The 20,464-nt window shown below is 70.5% G+C and carries 34 protein-coding genes; all 34 read right to left on the reverse strand.

Annotated features, from left to right (window positions below):
- Nucleotides 1-39 precede the first annotated feature (39 nt).
- The 34 genes from M4486_RS04985 to M4486_RS05140 all read right to left on the reverse strand — a co-directional run bounded on the left by M4486_RS04985 (nucleotide 40) and on the right by M4486_RS05140 (nucleotide 20,428).
- Complete coding sequence (locus tag M4486_RS04985; protein WP_249480041.1) at nucleotides 40-453, reverse strand: hypothetical protein; 414 nt, start codon at nucleotides 451-453, stop codon at nucleotides 40-42.
- Nucleotides 453-1,502, reverse strand: coding sequence for a major capsid protein (locus M4486_RS04990; protein WP_249480043.1), 1,050 nt, complete (start codon nucleotides 1,500-1,502; stop codon nucleotides 453-455). The genes M4486_RS04985 and M4486_RS04990 overlap by 1 nt, the downstream gene beginning before the upstream one ends.
- A 3-nt stretch (nucleotides 1,503-1,505) precedes the next feature.
- Complete coding sequence (locus tag M4486_RS04995; protein ID WP_249480045.1) at nucleotides 1,506-1,922, reverse strand: hypothetical protein; 417 nt, start codon at nucleotides 1,920-1,922, stop codon at nucleotides 1,506-1,508.
- A gap of 11 nt (nucleotides 1,923-1,933) precedes the next feature.
- Nucleotides 1,934-3,124, reverse strand: a complete 1,191-nt coding sequence (locus M4486_RS05000) for an AAA family ATPase (RefSeq protein ID WP_249480047.1) — start codon at nucleotides 3,122-3,124, stop codon at nucleotides 1,934-1,936.
- Nucleotides 3,121-4,287 (reverse strand): hypothetical protein, encoded by a 1,167-nt coding sequence (locus M4486_RS05005; protein ID WP_249480049.1) that lies wholly within the window; start codon nucleotides 4,285-4,287, stop codon nucleotides 3,121-3,123. Before M4486_RS05005 ends, M4486_RS05000 begins: the two co-directional genes overlap by 4 nt.
- Nucleotides 4,284-5,648 (reverse strand): hypothetical protein, encoded by a 1,365-nt coding sequence (locus tag M4486_RS05010; protein WP_249480051.1) that lies wholly within the window; start codon nucleotides 5,646-5,648, stop codon nucleotides 4,284-4,286. The genes M4486_RS05005 and M4486_RS05010 overlap by 4 nt, the downstream gene beginning before the upstream one ends.
- Entirely contained in the window at nucleotides 5,635-7,335 is a 1,701-nt protein-coding gene (locus M4486_RS05015) for a terminase large subunit domain-containing protein (protein ID WP_249480054.1), read from the reverse strand. The genes M4486_RS05010 and M4486_RS05015 overlap by 14 nt, the downstream gene beginning before the upstream one ends.
- A gap of 1 nt (nucleotide 7,336) precedes the next feature.
- A complete protein-coding gene (locus M4486_RS05020; RefSeq protein WP_249480056.1) occupies nucleotides 7,337-7,777 on the reverse strand; it encodes a phage terminase small subunit in 441 nt (146 codons plus the stop codon).
- Between the two features lie 172 nt (nucleotides 7,778-7,949).
- The gene (locus M4486_RS05025; RefSeq protein ID WP_249480058.1) at nucleotides 7,950-8,270 is read right to left on the reverse strand and encodes a hypothetical protein; all 321 of its coding nucleotides are present in this window, start codon (nucleotides 8,268-8,270) and stop codon (nucleotides 7,950-7,952) included.
- Entirely contained in the window at nucleotides 8,270-8,524 is a 255-nt protein-coding gene (locus M4486_RS05030) for a hypothetical protein (RefSeq protein ID WP_249480060.1), read from the reverse strand. The genes M4486_RS05025 and M4486_RS05030 overlap by 1 nt, the downstream gene beginning before the upstream one ends.
- A gap of 244 nt (nucleotides 8,525-8,768) precedes the next feature.
- The gene (locus tag M4486_RS05035; RefSeq protein ID WP_249480063.1) at nucleotides 8,769-9,479 is read right to left on the reverse strand and encodes a hypothetical protein; all 711 of its coding nucleotides are present in this window, start codon (nucleotides 9,477-9,479) and stop codon (nucleotides 8,769-8,771) included.
- Nucleotides 9,476-10,792, reverse strand: coding sequence for an HNH endonuclease signature motif containing protein (locus M4486_RS05040; RefSeq protein WP_249480065.1), 1,317 nt, complete (start codon nucleotides 10,790-10,792; stop codon nucleotides 9,476-9,478). The genes M4486_RS05035 and M4486_RS05040 overlap by 4 nt, the downstream gene beginning before the upstream one ends.
- A gap of 158 nt (nucleotides 10,793-10,950) precedes the next feature.
- A complete protein-coding gene (locus M4486_RS05045) occupies nucleotides 10,951-11,157 on the reverse strand; it encodes a hypothetical protein (RefSeq protein WP_249480067.1) in 207 nt (68 codons plus the stop codon).
- The gene (locus M4486_RS05050; RefSeq protein ID WP_249480069.1) at nucleotides 11,154-11,375 is read right to left on the reverse strand and encodes a hypothetical protein; all 222 of its coding nucleotides are present in this window, start codon (nucleotides 11,373-11,375) and stop codon (nucleotides 11,154-11,156) included. Before M4486_RS05050 ends, M4486_RS05045 begins: the two co-directional genes overlap by 4 nt.
- 224 nt (nucleotides 11,376-11,599) lie before the next feature.
- Complete coding sequence (locus M4486_RS05055; RefSeq protein WP_249480071.1) at nucleotides 11,600-11,890, reverse strand: hypothetical protein; 291 nt, start codon at nucleotides 11,888-11,890, stop codon at nucleotides 11,600-11,602.
- Nucleotides 11,887-12,852 (reverse strand): hypothetical protein, encoded by a 966-nt coding sequence (locus M4486_RS05060; RefSeq protein WP_249480074.1) that lies wholly within the window; start codon nucleotides 12,850-12,852, stop codon nucleotides 11,887-11,889. The genes M4486_RS05055 and M4486_RS05060 overlap by 4 nt, the downstream gene beginning before the upstream one ends.
- Nucleotides 12,849-12,971 (reverse strand): hypothetical protein, encoded by a 123-nt coding sequence (locus M4486_RS19800; RefSeq protein WP_283257958.1) that lies wholly within the window; start codon nucleotides 12,969-12,971, stop codon nucleotides 12,849-12,851. The genes M4486_RS05060 and M4486_RS19800 overlap by 4 nt, the downstream gene beginning before the upstream one ends.
- Nucleotides 12,968-13,195, reverse strand: a complete 228-nt coding sequence (locus tag M4486_RS05065) for a hypothetical protein (RefSeq protein WP_249480076.1) — start codon at nucleotides 13,193-13,195, stop codon at nucleotides 12,968-12,970. Before M4486_RS05065 ends, M4486_RS19800 begins: the two co-directional genes overlap by 4 nt.
- Nucleotides 13,195-13,620 carry a hypothetical protein gene (locus M4486_RS05070; RefSeq protein ID WP_249480078.1) on the reverse strand — a complete coding sequence of 142 codons (426 nt, stop codon included), beginning with the start codon at nucleotides 13,618-13,620 and terminating at the stop codon, nucleotides 13,195-13,197. The genes M4486_RS05065 and M4486_RS05070 overlap by 1 nt, the downstream gene beginning before the upstream one ends.
- A complete protein-coding gene (locus M4486_RS05075) occupies nucleotides 13,617-13,808 on the reverse strand; it encodes a hypothetical protein (RefSeq protein WP_249480080.1) in 192 nt (63 codons plus the stop codon). Before M4486_RS05075 ends, M4486_RS05070 begins: the two co-directional genes overlap by 4 nt.
- Nucleotides 13,808-13,987 (reverse strand): hypothetical protein, encoded by a 180-nt coding sequence (locus tag M4486_RS05080; RefSeq protein ID WP_249480082.1) that lies wholly within the window; start codon nucleotides 13,985-13,987, stop codon nucleotides 13,808-13,810. The genes M4486_RS05075 and M4486_RS05080 overlap by 1 nt, the downstream gene beginning before the upstream one ends.
- A 151-nt stretch (nucleotides 13,988-14,138) precedes the next feature.
- A complete protein-coding gene (locus M4486_RS05085) occupies nucleotides 14,139-14,387 on the reverse strand; it encodes a WhiB family transcriptional regulator (RefSeq protein WP_249481070.1) in 249 nt (82 codons plus the stop codon).
- Nucleotides 14,387-14,974 carry a hypothetical protein gene (locus M4486_RS05090; protein ID WP_249480084.1) on the reverse strand — a complete coding sequence of 196 codons (588 nt, stop codon included), beginning with the start codon at nucleotides 14,972-14,974 and terminating at the stop codon, nucleotides 14,387-14,389. Before M4486_RS05090 ends, M4486_RS05085 begins: the two co-directional genes overlap by 1 nt.
- A complete protein-coding gene (locus tag M4486_RS05095; protein ID WP_249480086.1) occupies nucleotides 14,971-15,363 on the reverse strand; it encodes a hypothetical protein in 393 nt (130 codons plus the stop codon). Before M4486_RS05095 ends, M4486_RS05090 begins: the two co-directional genes overlap by 4 nt.
- On the reverse strand, nucleotides 15,360-15,953 hold the full coding sequence (locus M4486_RS05100; RefSeq protein WP_249480088.1) for a 3'-5' exonuclease family protein: 594 nt from the start codon (nucleotides 15,951-15,953) through the stop codon (nucleotides 15,360-15,362). Before M4486_RS05100 ends, M4486_RS05095 begins: the two co-directional genes overlap by 4 nt.
- Nucleotides 15,953-16,699 carry a hypothetical protein gene (locus tag M4486_RS05105; RefSeq protein ID WP_249480090.1) on the reverse strand — a complete coding sequence of 249 codons (747 nt, stop codon included), beginning with the start codon at nucleotides 16,697-16,699 and terminating at the stop codon, nucleotides 15,953-15,955. The genes M4486_RS05100 and M4486_RS05105 overlap by 1 nt, the downstream gene beginning before the upstream one ends.
- A complete protein-coding gene (locus M4486_RS05110; protein WP_488154002.1) occupies nucleotides 16,696-18,201 on the reverse strand; it encodes a ParB/RepB/Spo0J family partition protein in 1,506 nt (501 codons plus the stop codon). Before M4486_RS05110 ends, M4486_RS05105 begins: the two co-directional genes overlap by 4 nt.
- Complete coding sequence (locus tag M4486_RS05115; protein ID WP_249480095.1) at nucleotides 18,104-18,466, reverse strand: hypothetical protein; 363 nt, start codon at nucleotides 18,464-18,466, stop codon at nucleotides 18,104-18,106. The genes M4486_RS05110 and M4486_RS05115 overlap by 98 nt, the downstream gene beginning before the upstream one ends.
- Nucleotides 18,467-18,537: 71 nt before the next feature.
- Entirely contained in the window at nucleotides 18,538-18,681 is a 144-nt protein-coding gene (locus tag M4486_RS05120; RefSeq protein ID WP_249480097.1) for a hypothetical protein, read from the reverse strand.
- Nucleotides 18,678-18,923, reverse strand: coding sequence for a helix-turn-helix transcriptional regulator (locus M4486_RS05125; protein ID WP_249480099.1), 246 nt, complete (start codon nucleotides 18,921-18,923; stop codon nucleotides 18,678-18,680). The genes M4486_RS05120 and M4486_RS05125 overlap by 4 nt, the downstream gene beginning before the upstream one ends.
- Nucleotides 18,920-19,042, reverse strand: a complete 123-nt coding sequence (locus M4486_RS19805; RefSeq protein ID WP_283257959.1) for a hypothetical protein — start codon at nucleotides 19,040-19,042, stop codon at nucleotides 18,920-18,922. Before M4486_RS19805 ends, M4486_RS05125 begins: the two co-directional genes overlap by 4 nt.
- Complete coding sequence (locus tag M4486_RS05130) at nucleotides 19,039-19,269, reverse strand: hypothetical protein (protein ID WP_249480101.1); 231 nt, start codon at nucleotides 19,267-19,269, stop codon at nucleotides 19,039-19,041. Before M4486_RS05130 ends, M4486_RS19805 begins: the two co-directional genes overlap by 4 nt.
- Nucleotides 19,266-19,589, reverse strand: a complete 324-nt coding sequence (locus M4486_RS05135) for a hypothetical protein (RefSeq protein ID WP_249480103.1) — start codon at nucleotides 19,587-19,589, stop codon at nucleotides 19,266-19,268. The genes M4486_RS05130 and M4486_RS05135 overlap by 4 nt, the downstream gene beginning before the upstream one ends.
- Nucleotides 19,586-20,428, reverse strand: coding sequence for a hypothetical protein (locus tag M4486_RS05140; RefSeq protein WP_249480105.1), 843 nt, complete (start codon nucleotides 20,426-20,428; stop codon nucleotides 19,586-19,588). The genes M4486_RS05135 and M4486_RS05140 overlap by 4 nt, the downstream gene beginning before the upstream one ends.
- Between the last annotated feature and the right edge of the window lie 36 nt (nucleotides 20,429-20,464).

Raw genomic sequence — 20,464 nt, forward strand, 5'->3', positions numbered from 1 at the left:
AGCGGGCGCCCCGGTGATGCCGGGACGCCCGCCTGCGGGTCAGGCCTTCGGGTCGAAGGTGGGCGACGGCTCGAGGTCGTCGTCCTCCTCGTCGTCCTCGACGGCCGGGGCCTCGGAAGCGACGTCCTGCAGCGCAGGCTCGTCGACCTCTTCGTCCACTGACTCGTCGGCCGACGCCTCCGCCGCGGCGAGCGCAGCGAGGATGTCCGCCTTCGTCGAGACGCCCGCGAGGTCGACGCCCTGCTCGGCCGCGTAGGCCTTCAGGTCGTCGACCTTCCATGTCTTCGACGGCTCGTCCGAGTCGCGGGACGCGGACCGGCCGTCGTCGGTGATGGCGGCGGGGTTCCTGATGACCTTCTGCGCCCAGGACGGCAGTGCGTCCCCGGGAGCGAAGTGCCAGACCTCGCCGCCACGCGTGGTCACGTACAGGTGACCGGCAGCGACCTTGGCCATCAGGCGCCCACCACCTCGACGGACGCGGTCGCGTTCGGCAGCTCCACGACGGGCAGGGCGATCGCCGAAGCGAGCGTCCAGAAGCCCTCGGGGTCGGTGCCGTGCATGACCGCGGCGAAGATGCCGGCCTGGTTGGCCTCCGCGATGCCGTACTGGCCGTTAAGGGCCTCCGCCGGGATGCCGACGGCCGTAGAGCCGAGGACACCGCTGGTGCCGGACTCGTCCGAGACGGAATCGCCGGGGGCCGGCGCGAACACGATGCGGTTCTCCGGCTGGATGCGGCGGCGGCCGTTGGCGCGCGTCAGCACCTGCTTGTCGTAGGTGGTGAACGCGGGCAGGCCCTCGGACTCCAGCACGACGTTCAGCGCGTCGGCGCTGATCCGGCTGGTGGTCGTGTTCGTGCCCTGCGCGGCCGAGATGACCTGCTTGTTGCGCTGCAGGAGCGTGCGAACCTTCGTCGAGCCGTAGAGACGGCCCGGCATCTCACCGGAGAGGTCCTGCACGGCCTGCGCCCAGGCGATCAGGTCGTCCAGGGCACCGGCGGTGTCGGCCTCGTCCCACGGGGTCGTGACGGTCGGCGAGAGGGCCGCGTCGCGACCGAAGTCGACCGTGGCCTCCAGGCCGTTCTCGTTGAGGGTCACGCGGCCGTAGTTGAGGGCCTCGGAGCGGGCGAGCTCGAGACGCGTCGCGATCGCCTTGCCGCGATTCACGGCATGGTTCTCGAACGCGGTGCGCATCGCGTCGTCCCGGCGGTACAGCTTCAGCCGCTGCCACTCGGTGATGGGCGTCTTCTCGGAGATCGGGGGGAGCTTCCCCTTCACCTCGATGCCCTCGGGGTTCGCACCGAGGGGAGCCTCGGTGTCGAACGTCCGGTAGGCGGCCGCGGCGATGAGCTGCGACCCGCCCTGCTGGAAGGCGTAGTCGAGATCGTCGACCGTCTTCGTGGGCAGCTGGAAGCTGTACAGGAACTGGGTGTCCTGGTCAGCGGAGGCCTCGCGCGCGAAGGTCGAGGCCTCCTCGGCGTTGATGACAGAGTCGTGGTACTGCATGGATCAGGCCACCCCCCAGGTGAACAGGCCCGAGGTGTCGGCATCAGCGATGCCGGCGACCTGGACGGGAAGGAACTGGGCGATGATGCGCCCGTGGTCGAGCAGCGGTGCGAGCACCTCGGTCGCCTCGTCGGAGACGTCCTGCGTCTCCAGGACGAAGCCCGCGAGAATCCCCTCCACCGCGTCGTCGGCAGTGAACGGGCTGTAGGTCCCGTCCGCCTCCTTCTTCACGGGCAGGCCCGAGGGCACATGCTTCGTGGAGAGCTTGGTGCCGTCGGCGGCCTCGGTGACGAGGCTCGAGCCCTCGACGAGGGCGCTGCGCTTGATGGTGATGGGGCGGGCGCTCGACGTGCCGTGGCTCGAGCCGAGCCAGCGGTAGTCACCGCCCACCGTCTGGGTCTTCCGGAATCCGAGTTCCATGACGAATCTCCTTAGCGAGATCGGTTCTTGTTGCGGAAGCGCCGGTTGTAGCGCTCCCGTGCGTCCTCAGCCGCGGATCCCTCACCGGGATCCCGCTGCCCTCCGTGCTGCTGGCGACGCGGCTCCCTCTGCACGAGCGCGCCGATCTTCTCGATCTGCTGCTCGTCGGGATCGCCGTCCTCACCGATCAGCGCCTGCGGATTCAGCACGCCCATCAGCACGTCGAAGTCCTCGGCCGAGACACCAGGTAGCTGGGCCTTCACGGCGTAGCGGACGAGCTTCGACTGCTGCTCGAGGACCGTGCGGTCCTCCGCGGACAGTTCCGCCTGCGCGGCCTCCTGGGCGCTGGCCTCCAGACCAGCGACATACCCGGGGCCCCGCTTGTTCGCGGACTCGGCCGTGCGCGCGAGGGACCGCCAGTACGCCTCGCGCTCTTCCGGGGACTTGGCGGCGAGCGCCTCGTCGTCGTGCTTGAACGCCTGGAACTTCCAGTACGCGGCACGCTGGTCGGGGGTCATGTCCGCCGTCGGTGTGCCGACCGGGTATCCGAGATCGGGCCCGGCCGGTGCCTCGGGCTTGGCCCGGGGCTTCGGCTTGGGCTGCTCTTCCTTCGGTGCCTCGCCGCTGTCGCCGGTGCCGTCCTTCGGCTCCTCGGTGCCGTCTCCGTCTCCCGCGCCAGCGGGATCCGTCTCGGGCGAGGTGGCGAAGTTCAGTGCGCCGGTCTGCTGCGCGCGGGAGAGGGTGGTGCGGTGCATGGCTGAGGTGTCTCCTGTCGGAGTGGGGCCCATGTCGGGCGAGTGGTCGTCGTCGTGGGCGCGGTAGCGGTCCCACCACGTGTCGATGACGTCGGCCGTCCATTCCGGGCGGCCGGCGTCGCGTGCGCGGCGCTTCAGGTCCGGTGCCGGTGCAGTGAGCACCAGTACCTCGTCGGCGCCGATCCGGGCCGCGTGAGCATGGCGCTCAGCGGGATCCGGGAGTGTGCGGATCACCCACGCGTCCCGATCGGACGGCAGGTGCTTCTCCAGGGCGGCGCGGACCATATCCGCGGCGCCCCGGCGGGGACCGTCCCGGTCGGCGCGGTCGCCGCCGAGGGACGTGAGGATGTCGTCGTAGTCCACGACCAGGTCTCCGGGCGCGGCGTGCTCGCGCACAAAGCTGCTCTTCCCAGCGCACGGGGGACCGGTCACCAGACGCACGGTCATGCCGCGGCCTTCGCGACCGCGTCCTCGACGCGCTGGATCCGGCGGCGCAGGTAGCCGCGCTCGATGTCGGTCGCCTTCGGGTTGTCGTCAACGGCGGCGAGCGCGGCGCGCAGTGCGCTCAGCTGGTCGTCGAGGCCCAGGGAAGGGGTCTTCGGCGACGTGGCCGGCTTGCTGGCCCGGGTGGGCTTCGCTTGGCGCTTCGGAGCGATGATCGCGCCGAGCTCACCGTTGTCGGTGATCTCGAAGCGGACGGCCTTCAGGTCCTCGGCACTCGTCCCGACGCCGGCCTCGTAGATCGCCTTGAGGTCCGCGTCGTTGAACTGCTGGCCGTAGTCGGCGCCGGGCCGAACTTCCACCTGCTCGCAGCGGCAGCGGTCGTGGATGGGCATGAGCTGGTCGACCGAGTAGACCTGGGTGGAGGCCGCGACGCAGAGGCCGCAGGTGCCGGACTTCGAGAGCTCGGGGTGGATCACGCGGCGGTACTTTGTGGCCTTGATCGAGCGGAGGCCGGCGCGGGTGCCGGCGCGGCGCGCGAGCGAGACGTCGTCGTCTGCGAGGACCTCGGCGCGCTCGGTGGCCTTGCCATGGGCATCAGCGTCGGAGACGCGCCGCTCTGCCAGGCTCACCTGCTCCCGCTCGAGAGCGTCGGCGGCCTGCTCGAGCTCGTCGACGCCGCGCAGCGTGGTCACGAGACGCTCAGCCTCCGCGTGCTCGGCGGTGCCGTCGAGCGCGGGGAGGAACGCCTCGATGCGGCGGCCGGCGTCCCGCGGGTCGTCCCGCAGGAGCTTCGCGAGCTCGTCCTGGCGCTCCTGCACGGAGATCCAGTAGCGGTATTGCTCGGCTGGGCGCTGGTAGACGTCCAGCACGGAGACACCGTCGCGGACGTAGCCGGGCACCTCGAGCGCGGGCCCGTCCGGGACGTACAGGCCGTCGACCCGGCGGGACATCCGCGGGAACTCGTAGCCCGTGCGGAACGCGCGCTCGATCGCGTCCTCGACGAGGTCCGCGGAGCCCGCGGCGCGCGCGAGCACCCGGTCGGGGTCGTACATCGCCTCCCGGTCGTCGTCCCACACCTTCAGCAGGAGCTTCACGAGCTGCTCGAGGAGGCGGCCGCGCGCGGTCGCGGACTTCGCAACGAGCACGGCGACCTGGGCGGCGGTCACTGGGCGTCTCCCTCCAGCAGCGCGTCAGCGGCACGGTTCGTCTCCATGCGGCCGATCTCGCGGGGCGAGGCCTTGATGAACATCGCCATCCGGTCGCGCCACGGCACCCCGGCCTCCTTCGCACGGGCCGCGGCTTCGGCGCGCGCCTGCGCGGACTCCCGCTCGGGCGGTGCCCACACGGCCTCGAGGGAGCCGATGTCCGCGCGCTCGGCGTCACCGGAGAGGCGGAACAGCTGGCTCATCGTCCGCACCGCAGGGGAGGCGAGACGGTCGATGCGGTCCTCGGCCTTGAAGACGATGCCCTCACGCTGCAGGGAAGCACCCTCGGCCGAGCCGTTCGCGGCGTCCGGGGTGAACATGTACATCGGGGTGCGCGTCTCCAGCGCGAAGTACTGGATGTCGTCCTGGACGCTCTTCAGCACAGGCGAGAGATCGGCCTGGCCCGACTCCCACAGCTTCACGCCGGGCGGCAGGACCCACATGGACCCGGGATCGGAGGAGAAGATCTCGTCGTAGTCGATGGGCTTGCCGGTCTGCGGGTCCTTCAGCGGTGCGCCCTCAAGCGCGCGCTGCCGGAAGGCCTGCAGGGCGATGATGACCATCTGCTGCATCAGCCGATGGTTGATGCGGTCGACGGTTTCGATGTGCCCCTCGACCTCCGGCAGCCCCCGACGGTTCGACCAGGGAGTCACCGGTACCTCGTCGAGGCCCGTCGCCTCCACCTCGGCGTCGAACTCCCACTGATCCAGGCGGAGCCGCCACTTCTTGCCCTGCCCGGGCAGCGTGAAGCCCGCACCCCGGCCCTTGTACGGGCGGCGGGCCACGAGGTTGTAGCCCGGACGGAACAGGACGAGCACGTCCTCGCGCGCGAGCGGATCCCGGTACACCTTCAGAGCGCCCTGCACGTCCAGCGGCGCCCCGGGCGACGTGTACGCGGTGGTCTGCTCCGGCGACTCCAGCGTGCAGCGCGGCGCGGCGCCCTCGGCCGACGCGCGCTCGACGAGGGTGAGGCCCCGGCCGTAGGAGTAGACGAACTCCATCAGGTCACGCTTGATCGCGTGGAACCCGGAAGCGGTCATGAGCTGATCCGCCTTCGCATCCCCCTCGGCGTCCGAGTCGAGCGCCGTGCGGAACGACAGCAGCTGCGTGCGGTCGGCGAGCGCGAGCGTCGTCGTCTCGGTGAGGTTGATGCGGGAGATTCGCAGCAGGCGCTCGTAGTTCTCCCGCTGGGCGGGATCGTCGACGTCGGGGAGCGGAGGCTTGCCCTCGAAGTAGTCGCGCCAGCGGCGCAGGTCGGACTGGGCGCGGCCGAGCTCGTCTGCCATGTGCTCGAGCAGGTCGAGGTCGTCAACGGACTCCACGGCGCTCCTTCCTCTCGATACGGCGGGGCACGAACACCTCGGGCTGCGCCTGGACCTCGGCGAGGTACTGGGCGCGGGCCGCGTAGGCGAGGGTCGCGGCCATGGCCGCGTCGATCTTGTGCGGGGACTTCTTCGATCGCTTGCCGATCAGGCGGCGGCCGAAGCGGGAGTACTCGCGGTTGCGGGCGTTGAGCATGTGCCGGGAGAGGGACGGGACTCCCTCGTGGGAGACGTCCTCGTGTCGGCGGATCGCGGTGTGCAGCCGCTCGAGCTCGTCGCTCATGCGGTTCGTCTGCGTCGTCCAGAACTTGATCGAGTGCTTCGTGGACGCCTTGACCTGGAGGCGGTCACCGGCGTTCTTCGCCCAGTCCTCGATCTGCTCCTGCCAGTACGGCGGGTCAGCGAAGAAGCCGACCACGTCGAAGGTCTCGAACGCCCAGGCGACGGCCTTGTTGAAGCTCTCGACGTTCACGGACCAGCCGCGGGCCTCGGGTCCGTCGGGGATCTCGTCGATGAGGATCGGCCACAGGTGGCCGTGGTCGATGCTGCAAGCGACGAGCGCCGTGGCGTCGTCGTCGACCGAGCCATCAAACCCGAGGGTGATGCGGTCGCCCGGGCGGGCCCGCTGCTTCCTGTTCAGAACGGCCTGCCAGTCCTGTGGTGTGATCCATGCGTCGTCGCCCTCGACGAGGGTGTTCAGGCTGTACCGCTTGGACTCGGACTCCGACTGGCGCGGGTCGAAGATGTCGTCGATGACGTCGGAGACGCTGTTCCATTCCAGCGCGTCCCCGTAGGCCTCGGCGATCGCGTCGGCGAGCGCGTCCTCATCGGACAGGTCGTCGAGTTCGGCCCAGCGGTGATCGAACAGGAGGCGGCCGCGCTTCGCTCGGCCCTCCTGGATCTCGTTCGCGAAGCTGTAGGTGTCCTCGGCGATCGAGTTCGTGCCCGGCTCGTACATCGTGGTCGTCTCGAGCAGCCAGGTGCCGGCCGACGCGCGCCGCTTCCGCAGGTTCCTCTTCGTCGTCTTGTACATGCGGCGCAGGCCGTTCGACGTGTACAGGTGGGTCTCGTCGAAGGCCACGAAGGTCTCCTTGCCGCCGTCCTTCGAGTCGGCGCCAGAGGACGAGGGCGTGATCTTCCCGCCGCCGGGCAGGCCGATCTCGGTCTGCGTGACCTTCAGCCCGTACGCGACGAGCTGCGAGAGGCCGTGCCCGTACTTCGGGTCGAGGTTCGTGAGGACGTTGTCGAAGATGTTCCCGGCCTGGTCCTCCTCGGTGGCGACGATCCGGATGACCGGCGAGTGCACCGGTCGCCCCATGGGCTCGCCCTGCCGGTAGGTGTAGGTCCGGCCGAGGAACGTGTACGTCTCGCCGCCCTTGGCCCAGCCCTCGAACCGGCAGGGGCCGAGCGCCTCGAGCAGCACGAGGTACCCGGCGAGGCCGCTCTTGTCGCACCCCTTCGGCCGGGAGAAGAACGCGCTGTTGTGCAGCCGGCGCCCGGCGGCGTCCAGCGCGTAGCAGTCCATGATGAAGCCAGCACGCTCGTCCGACAGCCGGATCGGTTGCCCCTCGACGTCGCCCGGGCCGTAGACCACGAACGTCTCCAGCCACCACAGCGCGACCCACAGCACGCGATTCCCGCGCTTGTCCCGGTCGTAGCCGGGCGCCGTGATCACGCGGTGCGGCACGTCAGCCTCCCAAGCGCCCGCGCCGTTCGCCCATGTCGATCACAGCGCCGGCCTGTCCATTGCCGTCGGGCTCCTCGGGCAGCTCGACGGTCAGCCGGAGCCGGTTCCGGTCCTCAGGAGTCGCCCCGTACTTCTGCGCGCGCAGCCTGATCTCGGCCGCGAAGTCCCAGCGGCCCGAGGACCACATCTTGTGGTGCATCAGCGCCGTGTCCAGCAGGAAGTCCCAGTCCGGATCGGTCATCATCTGCACGGCCTGCGGCGAGCGCCGCCAGTTCTCCCACCAGCGACGCGTCTGCACGTGCCACGACTCGCCATCCGGCAGCGCATCCTCGGGGAGCTCGGGCCCGCGGAGCTTGTGGTCCGCCTGGACCTTCACCGTGGGGATCGCGTCCTTGTTCCGACGGATCGCGTTCGGATCCTTTGCGGGTCCACGACCGGCCATGAGCTCACCTCCGTTCGTTCTGACGCCCTCTCGGCCGTCTCGCCGCCTCTCGGCGGGTCCGGTCGAATGTGCCCCTGGCCTGCGAATCGACTTCCCCAGACCCGTACGATCTCTGAGTACCAGGACAGGGCCGGGGGGAGAAGATCCCCGGGGGGAGGGGTGGTGGCCCTGGTCAGCGCAGACCGGGATGCTTCCGGGCCGCGCGCTGCTCACGGGCGCGAATCGCGGCCCACTTCGTCGCGGCGTCGCCGCCTTCGCGGGACGACTTCTCCAGGTGATGCCACGAGCACTTCGACCGCAGCTGCGAGAGGCGATGATCGGCGCGGTCACCGACGTGGTCGACGTCGGTCGCGCGCTCTACGCAGCGGCGCCCGGTATCGACCCGGGTGTGCGTGCACCTGAATCCATCGATCGCGAGGCGCTGCGCTCGGATCTTCGACCAGTCACGCGGCAGCGTCGCCTTGCGGGTCGATCCCCGCCATCCGCCGGCCATCAGCCCGGCCCCAGCGGGTTCTTGCCCTTGCGCTCGCCCGGCCAGATCCCGAACACCGCCTTGAACCAGTTCGCCGCCGTGCGCTTCGCCATCGGCAGCGACATGTACTTCGCGAGGTGAGCGACGAGCGTGCGGTACGGCGTCGGCGAGGCCGCCCACTTCGCGAGGCCCTCGCCCTTCGTCCAGTACCACTTCAGGTAGCCGCGGCTGCCGCGCGTCGGGTTCGCGACGGCGTCGGGCTTGATAGTCGCCATGCCGCTCACCCCCTTGGTGTCCCGGCCGGCGCGCCCGGGAGTCGAGGGGGCAGGCGCGCCGACCGAGAGGATGGTGCTCACCCGTTCACGTCGAGGCGGAGCACCCACACACCCGACGGCACAGGGCGCGGAGGAAGGACCCGCAGCCCGTGACGACGCCACCCCGAACGCACCGGACCCCGGGGAGGATCGCTCCTCACCGGGGTCCGGACGCACTAGTGGCTGGCCCCAGTGTGACATAGCTTCACGCGCGCGAGGTAGCACCCACGACACCCTCGGCGCGTCGAGTCCTCCGGTCGATCGTGAACAGTCGGAGCAGGGCCACCGGGAACCTCCCGTCGGCGCCCGGCTCGTAGTCGAACGAGCCCCGCTGCTTCGCCTTCCGGATCCGGGCATGGATCCCCGGCCACAGCACGTCAGCCTCAACCAGCGTCATCCGATACCGGTCCGGCTCCTCATCGACCATCGCCAGCATCTGCTGCACGAGCTCCTCGGCTGATGGCATGCGCGGCGGCTCGGCGTCGCCGACGAGGACCTGCAGATGCCGACGCACACGACCAAGCTGCTGCTCGACATGCCGAGCACCCTCGGGCCGCGCCGCGATCCACCGCAAATGCTCGAGCAGGAACGACGACGCCGACCCCATCGACTCGGCCGGCACCGACGGCCGACCCATGGCCTCACGCACCTGATCAGCCAGCGCCCGGAACACCGTCACCGGATGCGGCGTGCTGTCCTCCATCGTCGCCCAGTCCGACGCACCCGACAGCACGACCAGAGCCTCGCCCCCCGGTAACGCCGGCACCGGGGACGCCGCCGCCGGAGCGAGCGACATCGGCCGCGACGAGATCGTCAGCATCACCTCGGGCACCACCTCGAGCAGATCCACCACCTCCTCCATCAGCCTCTTGAGCCTCACGACACGGTTTTCGAACTCGATCTCCTCAGGACTCATCCCCGCTCCTCCTCGCACTTCCAGCACGGCCGATCACAGCCATGCTTCGAACACGTCGACACCTCATCGCGATCCACCCAGGGACCGTGATGGTTCCTGAACGGCGACCCCTCCTTGCCTGGCACCCTCTGGAAGTCCACCGGAGGCACCGACCCAGCCCTGCCCTGCCCCTCACCCGTTCCAGCCGACGGAGATCCACGATGACGGCCGGAGCCCCGGCGCCGCCTGCGGCGGCGCCTACCGGCACCATCACCGTCACCTCTACCTCCACCAGAACCTTCACCATCACCATCACCATCACCATCACCAGAACCGACTACGCCCGCATGCGCGCGCGAGGACAGCTCCGTTTCTCTGATCCGTGCGGGGATCAGAGGAGTCGAGCTCCTCTGATCTGGTGGGGGAGCGGGATGCGCGGCCCGGGCGGCCTCGCTGGCGGGAGGAGAGGGCCGGCGCCCTTCGACCGTTGAGGGAGAGCTGCCACGGCCCTCTCCGCCCGCCAGGGGCTTGCCCGGGACCTGAACCGGCACCGTCACGCGCGACCCTGCGGACCCAGTCGGCTGCGAGTGCGCGCTGCTGCTCGACGGCGACCCAGCGGCCCGATGCGGGCGCGAGTCCTCCGGAGCGGCGGTGATGCTTCGATCCTTCGACGGCGGCGGCAGCAGGGTCATGCCTGCGTCCTCCGGCGTGCGCTGTCCCTTCGTGCGATTGCAACTGCGGCAGACCGTGATCAGGTTCGCGGCGCCGATCGCGAGCCACGGGTCAACGTGGTCCGTCTCCGGGGCGCGGTCCGATTTCCGGTCCTGTCGCTTCAAGAGGGTCCCGCAGAGACGGCACGGCGCCGTCTCGGGGTCTCCAGGTGTGCAGTCCCGTTCCCAGACCTGGGCGCGTAGCTGCTTGTTCTGGAGCTCCTTCTTCTTCGCGATGTTGAGCTTCGCCTGGACACCATGGTCGTAGCCCCGCTGCCACCAGTCGTGGAAGCGGTACTCGTCGCCACGGAGCGGCCGGCACGTCGAGCACGACGCGAGGTGCTGGGTGCACGTCTCGCATGCGGCCTCGGAGACCGCGTCGTGCCACAAGCCGACCTCGACAAGGAGTCGAGCGCCCAGGTCTGCCCAGTCGTGGTTGAGCATGATGCGGACGGTGTCCGCCCGGGTGATCACGCCGTCGGTCATGGCGCCCCGCGAGGCAGTGCCTGCGAGCGTCCATAACGTGCACGCGATCGTGCCCGTCGCGTCACCTGCCAGATTCCGATCCAGCAGGCTCCTGATCTTCGGATTCGCGTTCAGCTCATCCACCAGCGTGAAGAACACGAGACCCCCTTCTTCTAGTCCGAACAGCTGCACTCGCCGGTGACCGGGTTGATCACCCGGTCGCAGGACTCACAGATCCGCTCCGTCATCGCCATCACCTCCTCTCTGCGCATGGCGCGGCCGAGGCGCCCTGCCCCGGCGGAAGCTGGTGCGGCCGCTCACGAGTCCGCCTCATCCGACGGCGGGCCCGCGAGGACCTCGATGTCGTCACCGTCGTCGTCGGTGTACCGGTAGGTGGTGACCTCAACCTCGTGGTCGTCGAGCAGGAAGCCCGTCGCAACGAGGCTCATCCGGTTCCACACCTCGACCGCCTCGCCGGGGTCGAGGTCCTTCACAGACAGCTCCACGTCGACTCGCGCCCTCATGGCGAGACCTCCTGCTCCATCTGGTCGGCTGATCCGTCGAGCAGGTCGGCCCACGCTCGGGAGATCCCTCGCGCACTGGTATCGGTCGCGAACTGCGGCGTCGGGAACATCGCATCGTCCGAGATGGCGCGCATCATGTCCGCGAGGCCACGCAGCAGGGCCGCGTGCCCCGTTCGGATTCCGTCCTCGAGCGCTTTCTCGAGCGGGTCGTTGTCCATTCGGGTCTCCTGTCAGATGCTGCGCAGTGGGCGCTGGGTCGGGGGAGCCTGCTCGCATGCGCGGCAGGGCGGGTCAGAAGGGAGTGCTGGCAGGTCCTCGAGGCTGATGGGTTGCCCGCACGCTGTGCGCCACGACGCGCCACGACGGCCCGCGGAGGAGCGACCGACGATGTGCGCGACCCGGCCCCGTCGAAACTTCACGAGCTCGCCCGGGCGCCACGACTTCACCTCGACCGCCTCGCGTCGGCGAGCGCGGCCGCGCCGACGGTTGCGAGGCGTTGGTAGATGTCGCGGACGTTCTCGTGGATCTGGTCCCAGGGCTTGCCCTTGCACTCGTGCTCGGCCATCGCGCGGGCCATTGCCTCGAGCTCGGCGCCGTTAGGCGGCAAGGATCCGGCCCACTCGGCACCAGCGACGAACTCATCCCGGATGAGGGAGGGATTCACGTGTACGCCGTGACGCTGCTTCGGCCATCTGGCCTCTGCTTCGGTCCGGGCGCGGTTGGTGATGTTCATCGGTCCTCCTCGGTGACGCGGACGCCGCGCTCGGCGAGGTGCCGGGAGAGCAGCACGGGGTCGGTCACGAAGCCGACGCCCTCGATCTCGCGGAGCAGTGCCTCGATGGGGGCGGCATCTGCGAGCCAGTCGGGCGCGGGCGGGTCCAGGAGACGACGCTCCTGTCCGTAGGTGTCCCGCACTGGCATGGGTACCCCCATCTCTGCCCCCATTCCGACCCTGCAGTCGCTCGTGCGGTACAGGTACTCGGCCCCGGCGGGGATGGTCCCGTCGGCGGGCACGTGCGCGGCCTCCCACGCGGCGTCAAGATGCTCGCGGGCGGTGAGGGACTCGGCGCGGAGCAAGGCACCGCCCTGCTCGCGATAGCGCTCGCTCAGATCGGCCAGCCCCTGCTCGGCGGTGTCCGCTCGCTCCTTCTCCGCGCCGCGCTGCTGGACCGCGAGACGACCGGCCTCCCGCACCTCGTCCCGCTCCTGCTCGGCCTTCTCCGCGCGAGCGATCGCCTCCGTCTTCCGGCGGCTCTCGATGTTGAACAGCCCCTGCCAGTCGTCCGCCGGCTCGTCGGTCGTCGGCTCGTCGGTCGTCGGGGCGTGGAGATCCCGGTACGCGGCGCGAGTCTCCGGCCCGATCCCCGCGTCGTCGTCGGTCGTCGGGGCGGCAGACAGGGCGGCGGAGACGATCGCGCGCACCCGGTCCTCGGCGAGGCCGCCGTAGGTGTCGCCCCAGTAGGCGTTCCTGCCGCGCTCGATCATCTTGTCGGTCACGACGCGCGGGAGGCGGGTCTCGTCCAGCGGGGACCAGCCGTCAGCGACCATGTCCTCGTCGCGTCCCCAGACGGAATAGTCCCCGGGCACCTGGACAATCCACGGGTATTCGTCCCGGTCGTCCACGCGTGCGGCGATCCTCCCGTCCGGGTTCGTCGCGAACCGGGCGGTCGTGAAGTCGGTGGCCGTGCTGGTCATCGTTGTCTCCTGGTGTGGCGGTGGTGGCGGAACTCGGTGACGGCGATCAGGCCGATCACGAACAGGCAGCTGGTGATGCACAGGGCGCCGATGCCGGCGAGGACGTAGAGACCGATCACGACTCCTCCTGGATCTCGGTGCGGTGGATCGCGACGATGTGCCGGGGGTTGATGACGACGAGCTCCCCATCGACGCGCAGGTGGACAGCCCGGAGCTTGGCGAGCCGGCGCATGTCCTGCACTTGCTCATCTGCCTGGTCGGGCGTGAGGTGGTACGGGTCGGAGAGGTAGGCGAAGGGGAGGGCCGACGTGGACGTGCGGACCTTCAGGCGGTACGTGGCCATCACGCGGTCGCCTCCTCGGGCTCGAACTCCAGGCGATACACGGTGGACTCCACGTCCACGGCGACGTAGCGGCCGCCTTCGACGGGCACGACGACTGCATCGACCTGCGCCCCCGGCGCGTGCGAGTGGGGGACCATGCTGGTGCCACCGTCGAGCGGTCCGCCATGGAATGCGACGAGAGTGCAGCCACGCCCACCGAGCGGCCCCGCCGTCGTCCGTGCGAGCGTCGCCGCTTCGCGAGTCATGAGGGCGCAGACGAGGGCGAGGAACGCCGCTGAACCGCAGCCGACGACAGCGGCAACGTCCTCGTGTCGGACGCCCTCGAGGATCGCCAGGGCCACATAGCCGGCGGTCATCGTGTACAGGATGCGCTCGGTGCCCGTGGTCGATACGAGCACGGCGCGGGCGCGGCGTAACAGCCTCATCGGTGAGCCTCCTTCTGGTCGCGGAGGGCCTGGGCGGCGACCTCCGAGTCGTGGGCGGACAGCCAGCGGTCGAAGGCGTCCCGTGCGTCCGCGGAGGCGGCGCCGAACGGTTCGTACCAGGAGGTCGCGTACCGGGATCTCACATCGGCCGTCGTCGGGGTCTGCGAGGGCTCGTGGAGCACGCTCATCACGCCACCTCCCCGTCACTGCGGGCGGTGTCGATCGTCGCGAGACGCAGGAGGGCCGCGAAGGCGTCCGCGGTGCCGTTCAGGACGAGATGCTCGGTCTCCGTCTCGACCTCGATGCCCTCCCGGGAGTGCTCGAGGCGGGCATGGTCGAGGTCGATGTACACGGTGCGGTGGTCCATCACGAGGCCTTCCGGGGCAGTGGGCGGTGGGTGAGAACGACGGCGGTCTGCTCGCCGGGGCGGGCGGTCACGGTCTAATCCGGACAGCACGGGCAGGGCTCTTCGGCGAGGACGTGCCCGGTGCGACGTCCGGCGAGCAGGTGGGTGATCTTCATGCGGCGGCGTCCTTCCGTTCGCGGCGGATCCGCCGGCGCTGCTGGTCGGTGGTGCCGCCCCAGATCCCGTGCTCGACCTCGGTCACGGCCCACTCGAGGCAGGCCTCCCGGACCGGGCACTTCGCGCAGACCTGCTTCGCGGCCTTCGCAGTGCCGGAATCGAACTGGCCGGGGAAGAACAGCTCGGTGTCCGTCTGGGTACACAGGGCGTCGTCCATCCACGCCGGCTTCACGGGCAGCTGCATCACGCCGCCACCCCCTCGGACCGGGCGACCTCTCCCCGGACCAGCCGCGCGAACGCCGGCACATGGTCGCCGTACACCTCGGCCGCGGCGAGCGCCGCCGCCTCGTCCTGCGAGGCAGGGCGGGACGAGCGGGCGGGGACTCGGCCGGCGATGTAGCGGCCAGTCGGGCGGGTGATCATCCGCCAGGTCCAGTCGCCGGAGAACTCGACGGCATCAGACTCGGGGAGCTCGAGGACGACGGAGCGGGCGTAGCGGCGGGCGCGGGCCTCTTTCATACGGGGTGGCAGCGGGACGAGCACCAGGAACGTGTCGGGGTAGGTCTTGGCGGCGCGGTCGCGTGCGGCCTTCGCGCGGAGCGCTGAGCGCTCGGCGGGAGAGAGGCCGCCATGGCGGTAGCCCTCGGTCTGGTGGGCGTGGGCGGTACGGCAGGGCGCGCAGCGGCAGCCCGCGGAGTAGCAGGTCGGGGTGCCGTGGTCGGTGCGGGTGGCGGCGCGTTCGGGGCGGCGCATGTGCCTGCGGTGGGCGTTCCTGCAGGCGTCGCACCTGCAGCCGTCGGCGTACGTGGTCTCGGAGCCGTGGTCGGTCATGCGTTCACCCCCGCGAGCCGGGAGGCGACGCTGTCGCGGCCGTTGATCGAGGCGTACCGCTCGGCGGCGTCGACCTTCCATCCGACGCGGGCGCATGCCTCGGGCGGGTAGACGGATCCTTCGAGGAGGTGCTCGAGCTCGTCGAGGCGGTACTCGATCTCCTCCTGCGAGATTCGCGGGGTCGCGCCGTGGGCGGCTCGCCAGGCACGGTGGGCTTCGGCGTTCGCGCTCCTGCAGGCGTCGCAGCGGCAGCCCCTGGTGTAGGCGGCGCGGGTGCCGTGCTCGCGGTGGCCGGCGCGGTACGCGCGGTCGTAGGCGGCGTTCGCTGCTCGGCAGTCGTCGCAGCGGCAGCCCGCACGGTAGTGGGACCTCGTGCCGTGGTCGCTCATGGCCCGACCTCCACGTCCTCGATGAGTGCGTCCCACCAGCGGGCGGCCCACTGGGCGTCGCCCATTGCGGTGTGCCGGTCGTCGTCCGCGGGGCGGTCGGCGCCGAGCGCCTCGGAGAGGTCGTAGGCGCGGTCGGTGGGCCCGACGGCACGCTCGTAGTCCCCGGCGAGGTGGAAGACCGTCGCGGTGTGCAGGTCGAACGTGTGGTGGTACCAGGCGGGCTCGAGGCCGTGACGGCGCAGAACGGCCGCGAGGACCTCGGCGTCGTACGCCGGGTTCGAGCCGACGAGCACCGCAGGCTGCCCGAGGTACGGGGCGGTCCACGAGGCGATGATCTGGGCCGCGTGGTCCTCGGTGACCCAGCCTGCGCCCGGCCGGCCCGGGTAGTAGCGCTGCTCGAAGCCGCCGACCTCCAGGGAGACCGGGTCGGCGTCCTCGAGGCCGATGCCGGCGATCATGAAGTGCGCGCGCTGCTCCCGCTTGAGCGGGTCCCGGCGGATCAGCGCGACCTCCCACGCCCTCGCCTTGCACGTGTCCAGGTGCGTCGTCTCCGTGTCCACGAACACGACCGCGGTGTCGAGCTTCAGCATCACAAGGCCCCCTGCTCGACGATCTCGTCCAGCCGCCGACGAACATCGGCGAGCGCGCGCTCGTCGATGAACGGGGCGTGCGGGCCGTCGGCCGGGCGGTCGTTGAGCTCGGCGTAGGTGGCGGCGACGAACGTCTCGGCGATGGGCGCGATGAGCATGTGGCCGACGGGCCGGATGTGCAGGTTCCAGCCGAGGGTGCCCGCGGCGCGGGCGAGGCGGCCGAGCTCGGTGGGGGAGAAGTGCACGCCGTCGGTGAGGTCGGTCGGTGCGGCGTCGGCGAGGGCGCCGCGGGCCGATGCGGCCGCCCGCATGGTGTGCGCGTCCTCAGGTTCCTCGTGGGGCTCGAGGCTGTCGGGGTCGGGCAGCGCCATCACGTACTCGTCGCCGGTGAAGAGGCCGGAGACGTCGGTGACGGTCAGGGTCCGGGCCGTGAGCTTGACCTCGAGGACGTACTCGTCGGGGAGGGTGCCCTTCGGGAGCTTGCGGTGGAAGATCGCGAGGAGGGCCTTGACCTGGGTGGTGGGAATGGAGAACAGGCCCGCGCCCTCGGGGTCGAGGGTGGAGAGGTCGGCGACGGCGCAGGAGAGGCCGTTGTGGGCGATCATCGTGAGTCCGTCTGTGCGGGCGATGCAGCGGACGGCGGCGTACTGGGGGATCTTGCGGGCGTCTGCCTGGAATAAGGCGACGGCCTGCAGGTGGTTGCAGAACTCGGTGCCGTAGACGCGGAAGCGGGTCATGGTGCTCATGCCGCCTCACCCGCCTCGGCCTCGACGGGGTCGCCGTCCCAGGTGGTGCCGGTGGCGAGCTCGCAGGCGCGGGCCTCGACAGGGGAGGGGTCGTACGCGGTGAGGGTCAGCAGCTTGCGGATGGACGACGCCGGCCCCCAGTAGGAGGAGCCGTTGCGGCCGCGGGCCATGCCGTCGTGGTCGCGGACGAGGTTCCAGTGGTTCACGTCGAGGTAGGTGAGGGCCGGGGTGGGGAGCTTGTCGAGGGCCTTGCGTACGGCGTTCTTGCCTTCGGCGCCGGTGATGCCCTCCAGGAGGCCGATCATCTGGGTGTTGTCGCCATAGCTGGTCCACGCCGACGAGACGACGGCATCGACCGTGCGCTCGTGGACCCAGTCGGTCAGGTCGAGGGCCGGCAGGTGGGAGCGGAGCCAGGTGAGGCGGTGGATCGCGGCGGCCTCGAAGCCCTCTGGGGTCAGCTCGTCCCACGGATCCGGCGCCGGCTCCTCCGCGGTCTCCGCTGCGGCGGTCGCCGGGTGCTGGGTCTCGGCCTGGTCGCACCCGTACTGCAGCTGGTTGCCGTACGTGAGGCGGGCGGCGTGGCCCGGGCAGGAACGGTGCTCGGCGATGACCAGGTCGGTCCACTCGTCGGCGCCGATCTCGTCGGCCGCCGCCTCCTCGAGCTTCTTGGTCTCCCAGCGGCCCTCGGAGATCAGCTCGTCCAGTCCGACCATGTCGGTGTCGAAGTCGACGAGGCGGGCGCCCGTTGCCTTCACGGACCGCTCCGCCTCTTCGCGAATCCGGACCTGCTCGCGGCGCTGCTTCGCGCGAGAGACCGCCCAGTCGAAGTTGTACGTGCCCGCGGCCTCCTCGAGGCTCGCCGCGGACTCCTCGTCGTCGGCATACTCCGCGATGATCAGCGCCTGGTCCACGCTGATCTGGCCACGGTGGACCTTCTCCCCGGTCTGCTCCGCGAGCCGACCGAGCCGCCGGCGCTCCTTCACCCGTGCCCGGCCGAGCGCGGTCTGCTTCGCGACCTCGGCCTCGGTCATGCCCAGGTCGAGCATGTCCTGCACCAGGCGAGCCTCCTCGACGGCGGAGAGCTGGTCCCGCATGAGGTTCTCCGTGGCCATGAACGCCAGCTGCGTCTTCGCGTCGGTGAGGTCCGCCCGGATCTGCACCGGAACCTCGGTGAGGCCGAGCTCGTGCGCCGCGGTGAGGCGGCGGTGGCCGCCGAGCACCACGTACTCGTCGCCGTTGCCCGCGGCCGGCGCGGCAACGAGGGGAACCTCGATGCCGTGCTCGCGTACCGAAGCGACCAGGTCCTCGACCTGGGCGGCGTCGATCCGGGGGTTGTACTCGTGAGGGTGCAGCTTCTCGATCTGCACCAGGGTGATCTGCTCCATCGTCTTCCTCGTCTCCTTCTCAGTCCCGGTCTGCTGCCAGCGCCCGCGCGTGCAGCTCCGCCGAGATCCCGTCCTGTACCTCGCGCAGGCGCCTGCCCAGCGCGAGGAGGTCTCCATCCGTCATCGCCGGCACCGCGGCCAGCGACTCGCTCACCAGTCCGGCTGTGGCCTCAGCGCGCCAGCGGCCACACGCCGCGTTGTGGTGCGCGCCCCGCCAGGAGCGGGACTGGACGCCCCGCTCGCCCGGGCCCAGGTGCCGGCACAGCAGCCCACCGTGGGCGTCCTGCCACACCTCGTACGTCCCGAACGTGCCGTCGATCGGGTACTGCTCAGGGGCGAGCGGAGTCCAGACCTTCCCGTGCAGACCCCACGCCCACCACACGTACGCACCGCACGTCTCGCACTCTGGTGCGGGACGCGCAGGCCGTGTCGCGACCCCTCGACGGCCAGCCATCACTCCACGTCCCCCTCACGCCGCGCCGCGGTGCGCGCCGACGGGCCGGCGAGCGCGTCCCACGTCAGGAACGCGGCCGCGGCGATCAGGCCCGCGAGGAGCAGCACCCGGGCGAGGGCGCCCAGCAGCATCAGGACGATCACGCCGACCGCCTCCGCTCGACCCGAGGGCGCGAGGAGCCCGTCTTCATCCACGCCTCCACGTCCTCGAGGCGGTAGCGGATCCGGTTGCCCGGCTTCGAGAACGCTGGTCCGCGGCCCTCGTAGCGCATCGACCGCAGGGCTGCACGGGTGAAGCCCGTCCAGTCGGCCACGTCCTTCTCGTCCATCCACGGCGAGCGCGGCGCCGCCGCCGATGTGTCCAGGGAGTGCAGCTTCGCGGTCATCGCGCCTTCTCCTTCTTGTGCGTGGGCCGGTGGTAGTCGGAGAGCCGGGCCTTGAGGGCGCGTAGCTCTGCGCGAGCGGTCTTGTGCGGGGTGCCGCGGTGGCGGCGGGGCTTGGTCATCGGTTCCGCTCCTTCGCGTCGGCGAGCGCGGCGGCCAGACCGATGGCGAGCGACTCCGCCGAGGGGATGTCGAGCTCGAGGAAGTGGTGGCCCGTCAGGTCGCCGTGCTCGAGGTCGAGGACGATGCCGACCGTCTTCCCGTCGACCGATGGGTTCACGACCGCGCCTCCGTCGGGGAGCCAGGCGAACAGCTCGGGGAGGTACTGGGTGGGGGTCTGGGGGCTCATCGTGCGATCTCCTCTGCGAGGGCGTGGGCCGCGGCCGTGTTGCCTGCGAGGACGAGTTCGGCGAGGGCGGCGCCGAGGCGCGCGGTGGTCTCTCGGGCCTGTTCCTCGGGGGAGGGAAGCGTGTGGCCGAATGTGACCGGGTTCGAGCGCTCGATCATGAAGGGATGGCCGGATCCATGGCCGGCGGCGACGGCCGAGGAGCGGGAGAAGTAGCCGACCTGCCGGCCGCCGAGGTTCTGCCCGACGAAGGTGCCGAAATCGCCCTCTAACTGGGGGCCGTCGTCCTCGGTCGCGACGGGCCGATAGATGTAGTGCTTCATGCTGCGTTCGTCTCCTTGAAGTCGAGATGGCCGTGCTCGCGGGCGAACGCGACGATGCGTTCCCACGCGTAGGCCTGGCCCCTGGGGGTGAGTCGTCCGGTCGCGAAGTTGAACCCCTTTTCGGTGGTGCCCTTCTCCGTGACCGCGTAACCGTTCTTCTCGGCGTGCGAGGTGGCGTGGCCGTGGTCGCGTCGGTCGCCGACGACGAAGAGGTGGAGCTTGCGGCCGAGGAACTCGTAGACGGCGAGCTGCGTCACCGTGATGCCGTGCTGCTCGCGGAGGGCCTTGCAGATCTCCCGGGCGAACTCCTGCCGGTTCTGGTCGCCAGCGTGGGCCTCGTACGTCCGAGCACGGGTGACGAGGGGACGCTGGGCTTCGAGCTCGCGGTGCTGGGCGTCCACGCGGGCCGTGAGCCCCGACAGGACCTCGAGGGTCTTCTCCTCGAAGGTCAGTTCGCGAGTGCTCGGCGCCGTCGGCGCGAGCTCGGCCTCACGGGTGCGGATCGCGAAGTACGACTGCGCAGAGGCGACGCCCGGCTTCCGGGGATCGCCGTTCATCGCGACGAGGTAGGCGGCGTAGCGGGACAGGTGGAAGTCCTCGCGCATCTGCCGGGTCAGGCCCGAAGGTTCCCGGAGGCGGGAAGCTTCGATCTCGGGGTCGAGTTCCTGGTTGATGATGACCGCCCGGGCCCGCTCGACGGCATCCGCGAAGCGCTCCCACTTGTCGTAGTCGAGGAGCGGCATCAGCTCACGGGCCGACCAGTACTCCGTGCCGTCGGGGCCCGCGCGCCTGATCGCGTCGAACGGGCTCCCCTCCGTGTGCAAGGTAAGCTGGGTCATGAGAGTCGTTCCCTTCCGGGGATCGCGCGCCCCCGC

Source organism: Brachybacterium kimchii, from assembly GCF_023373525.1.
In the GTDB taxonomy this organism is placed as follows: domain Bacteria; phylum Actinomycetota; class Actinomycetes; order Actinomycetales; family Dermabacteraceae; genus Brachybacterium; species Brachybacterium kimchii.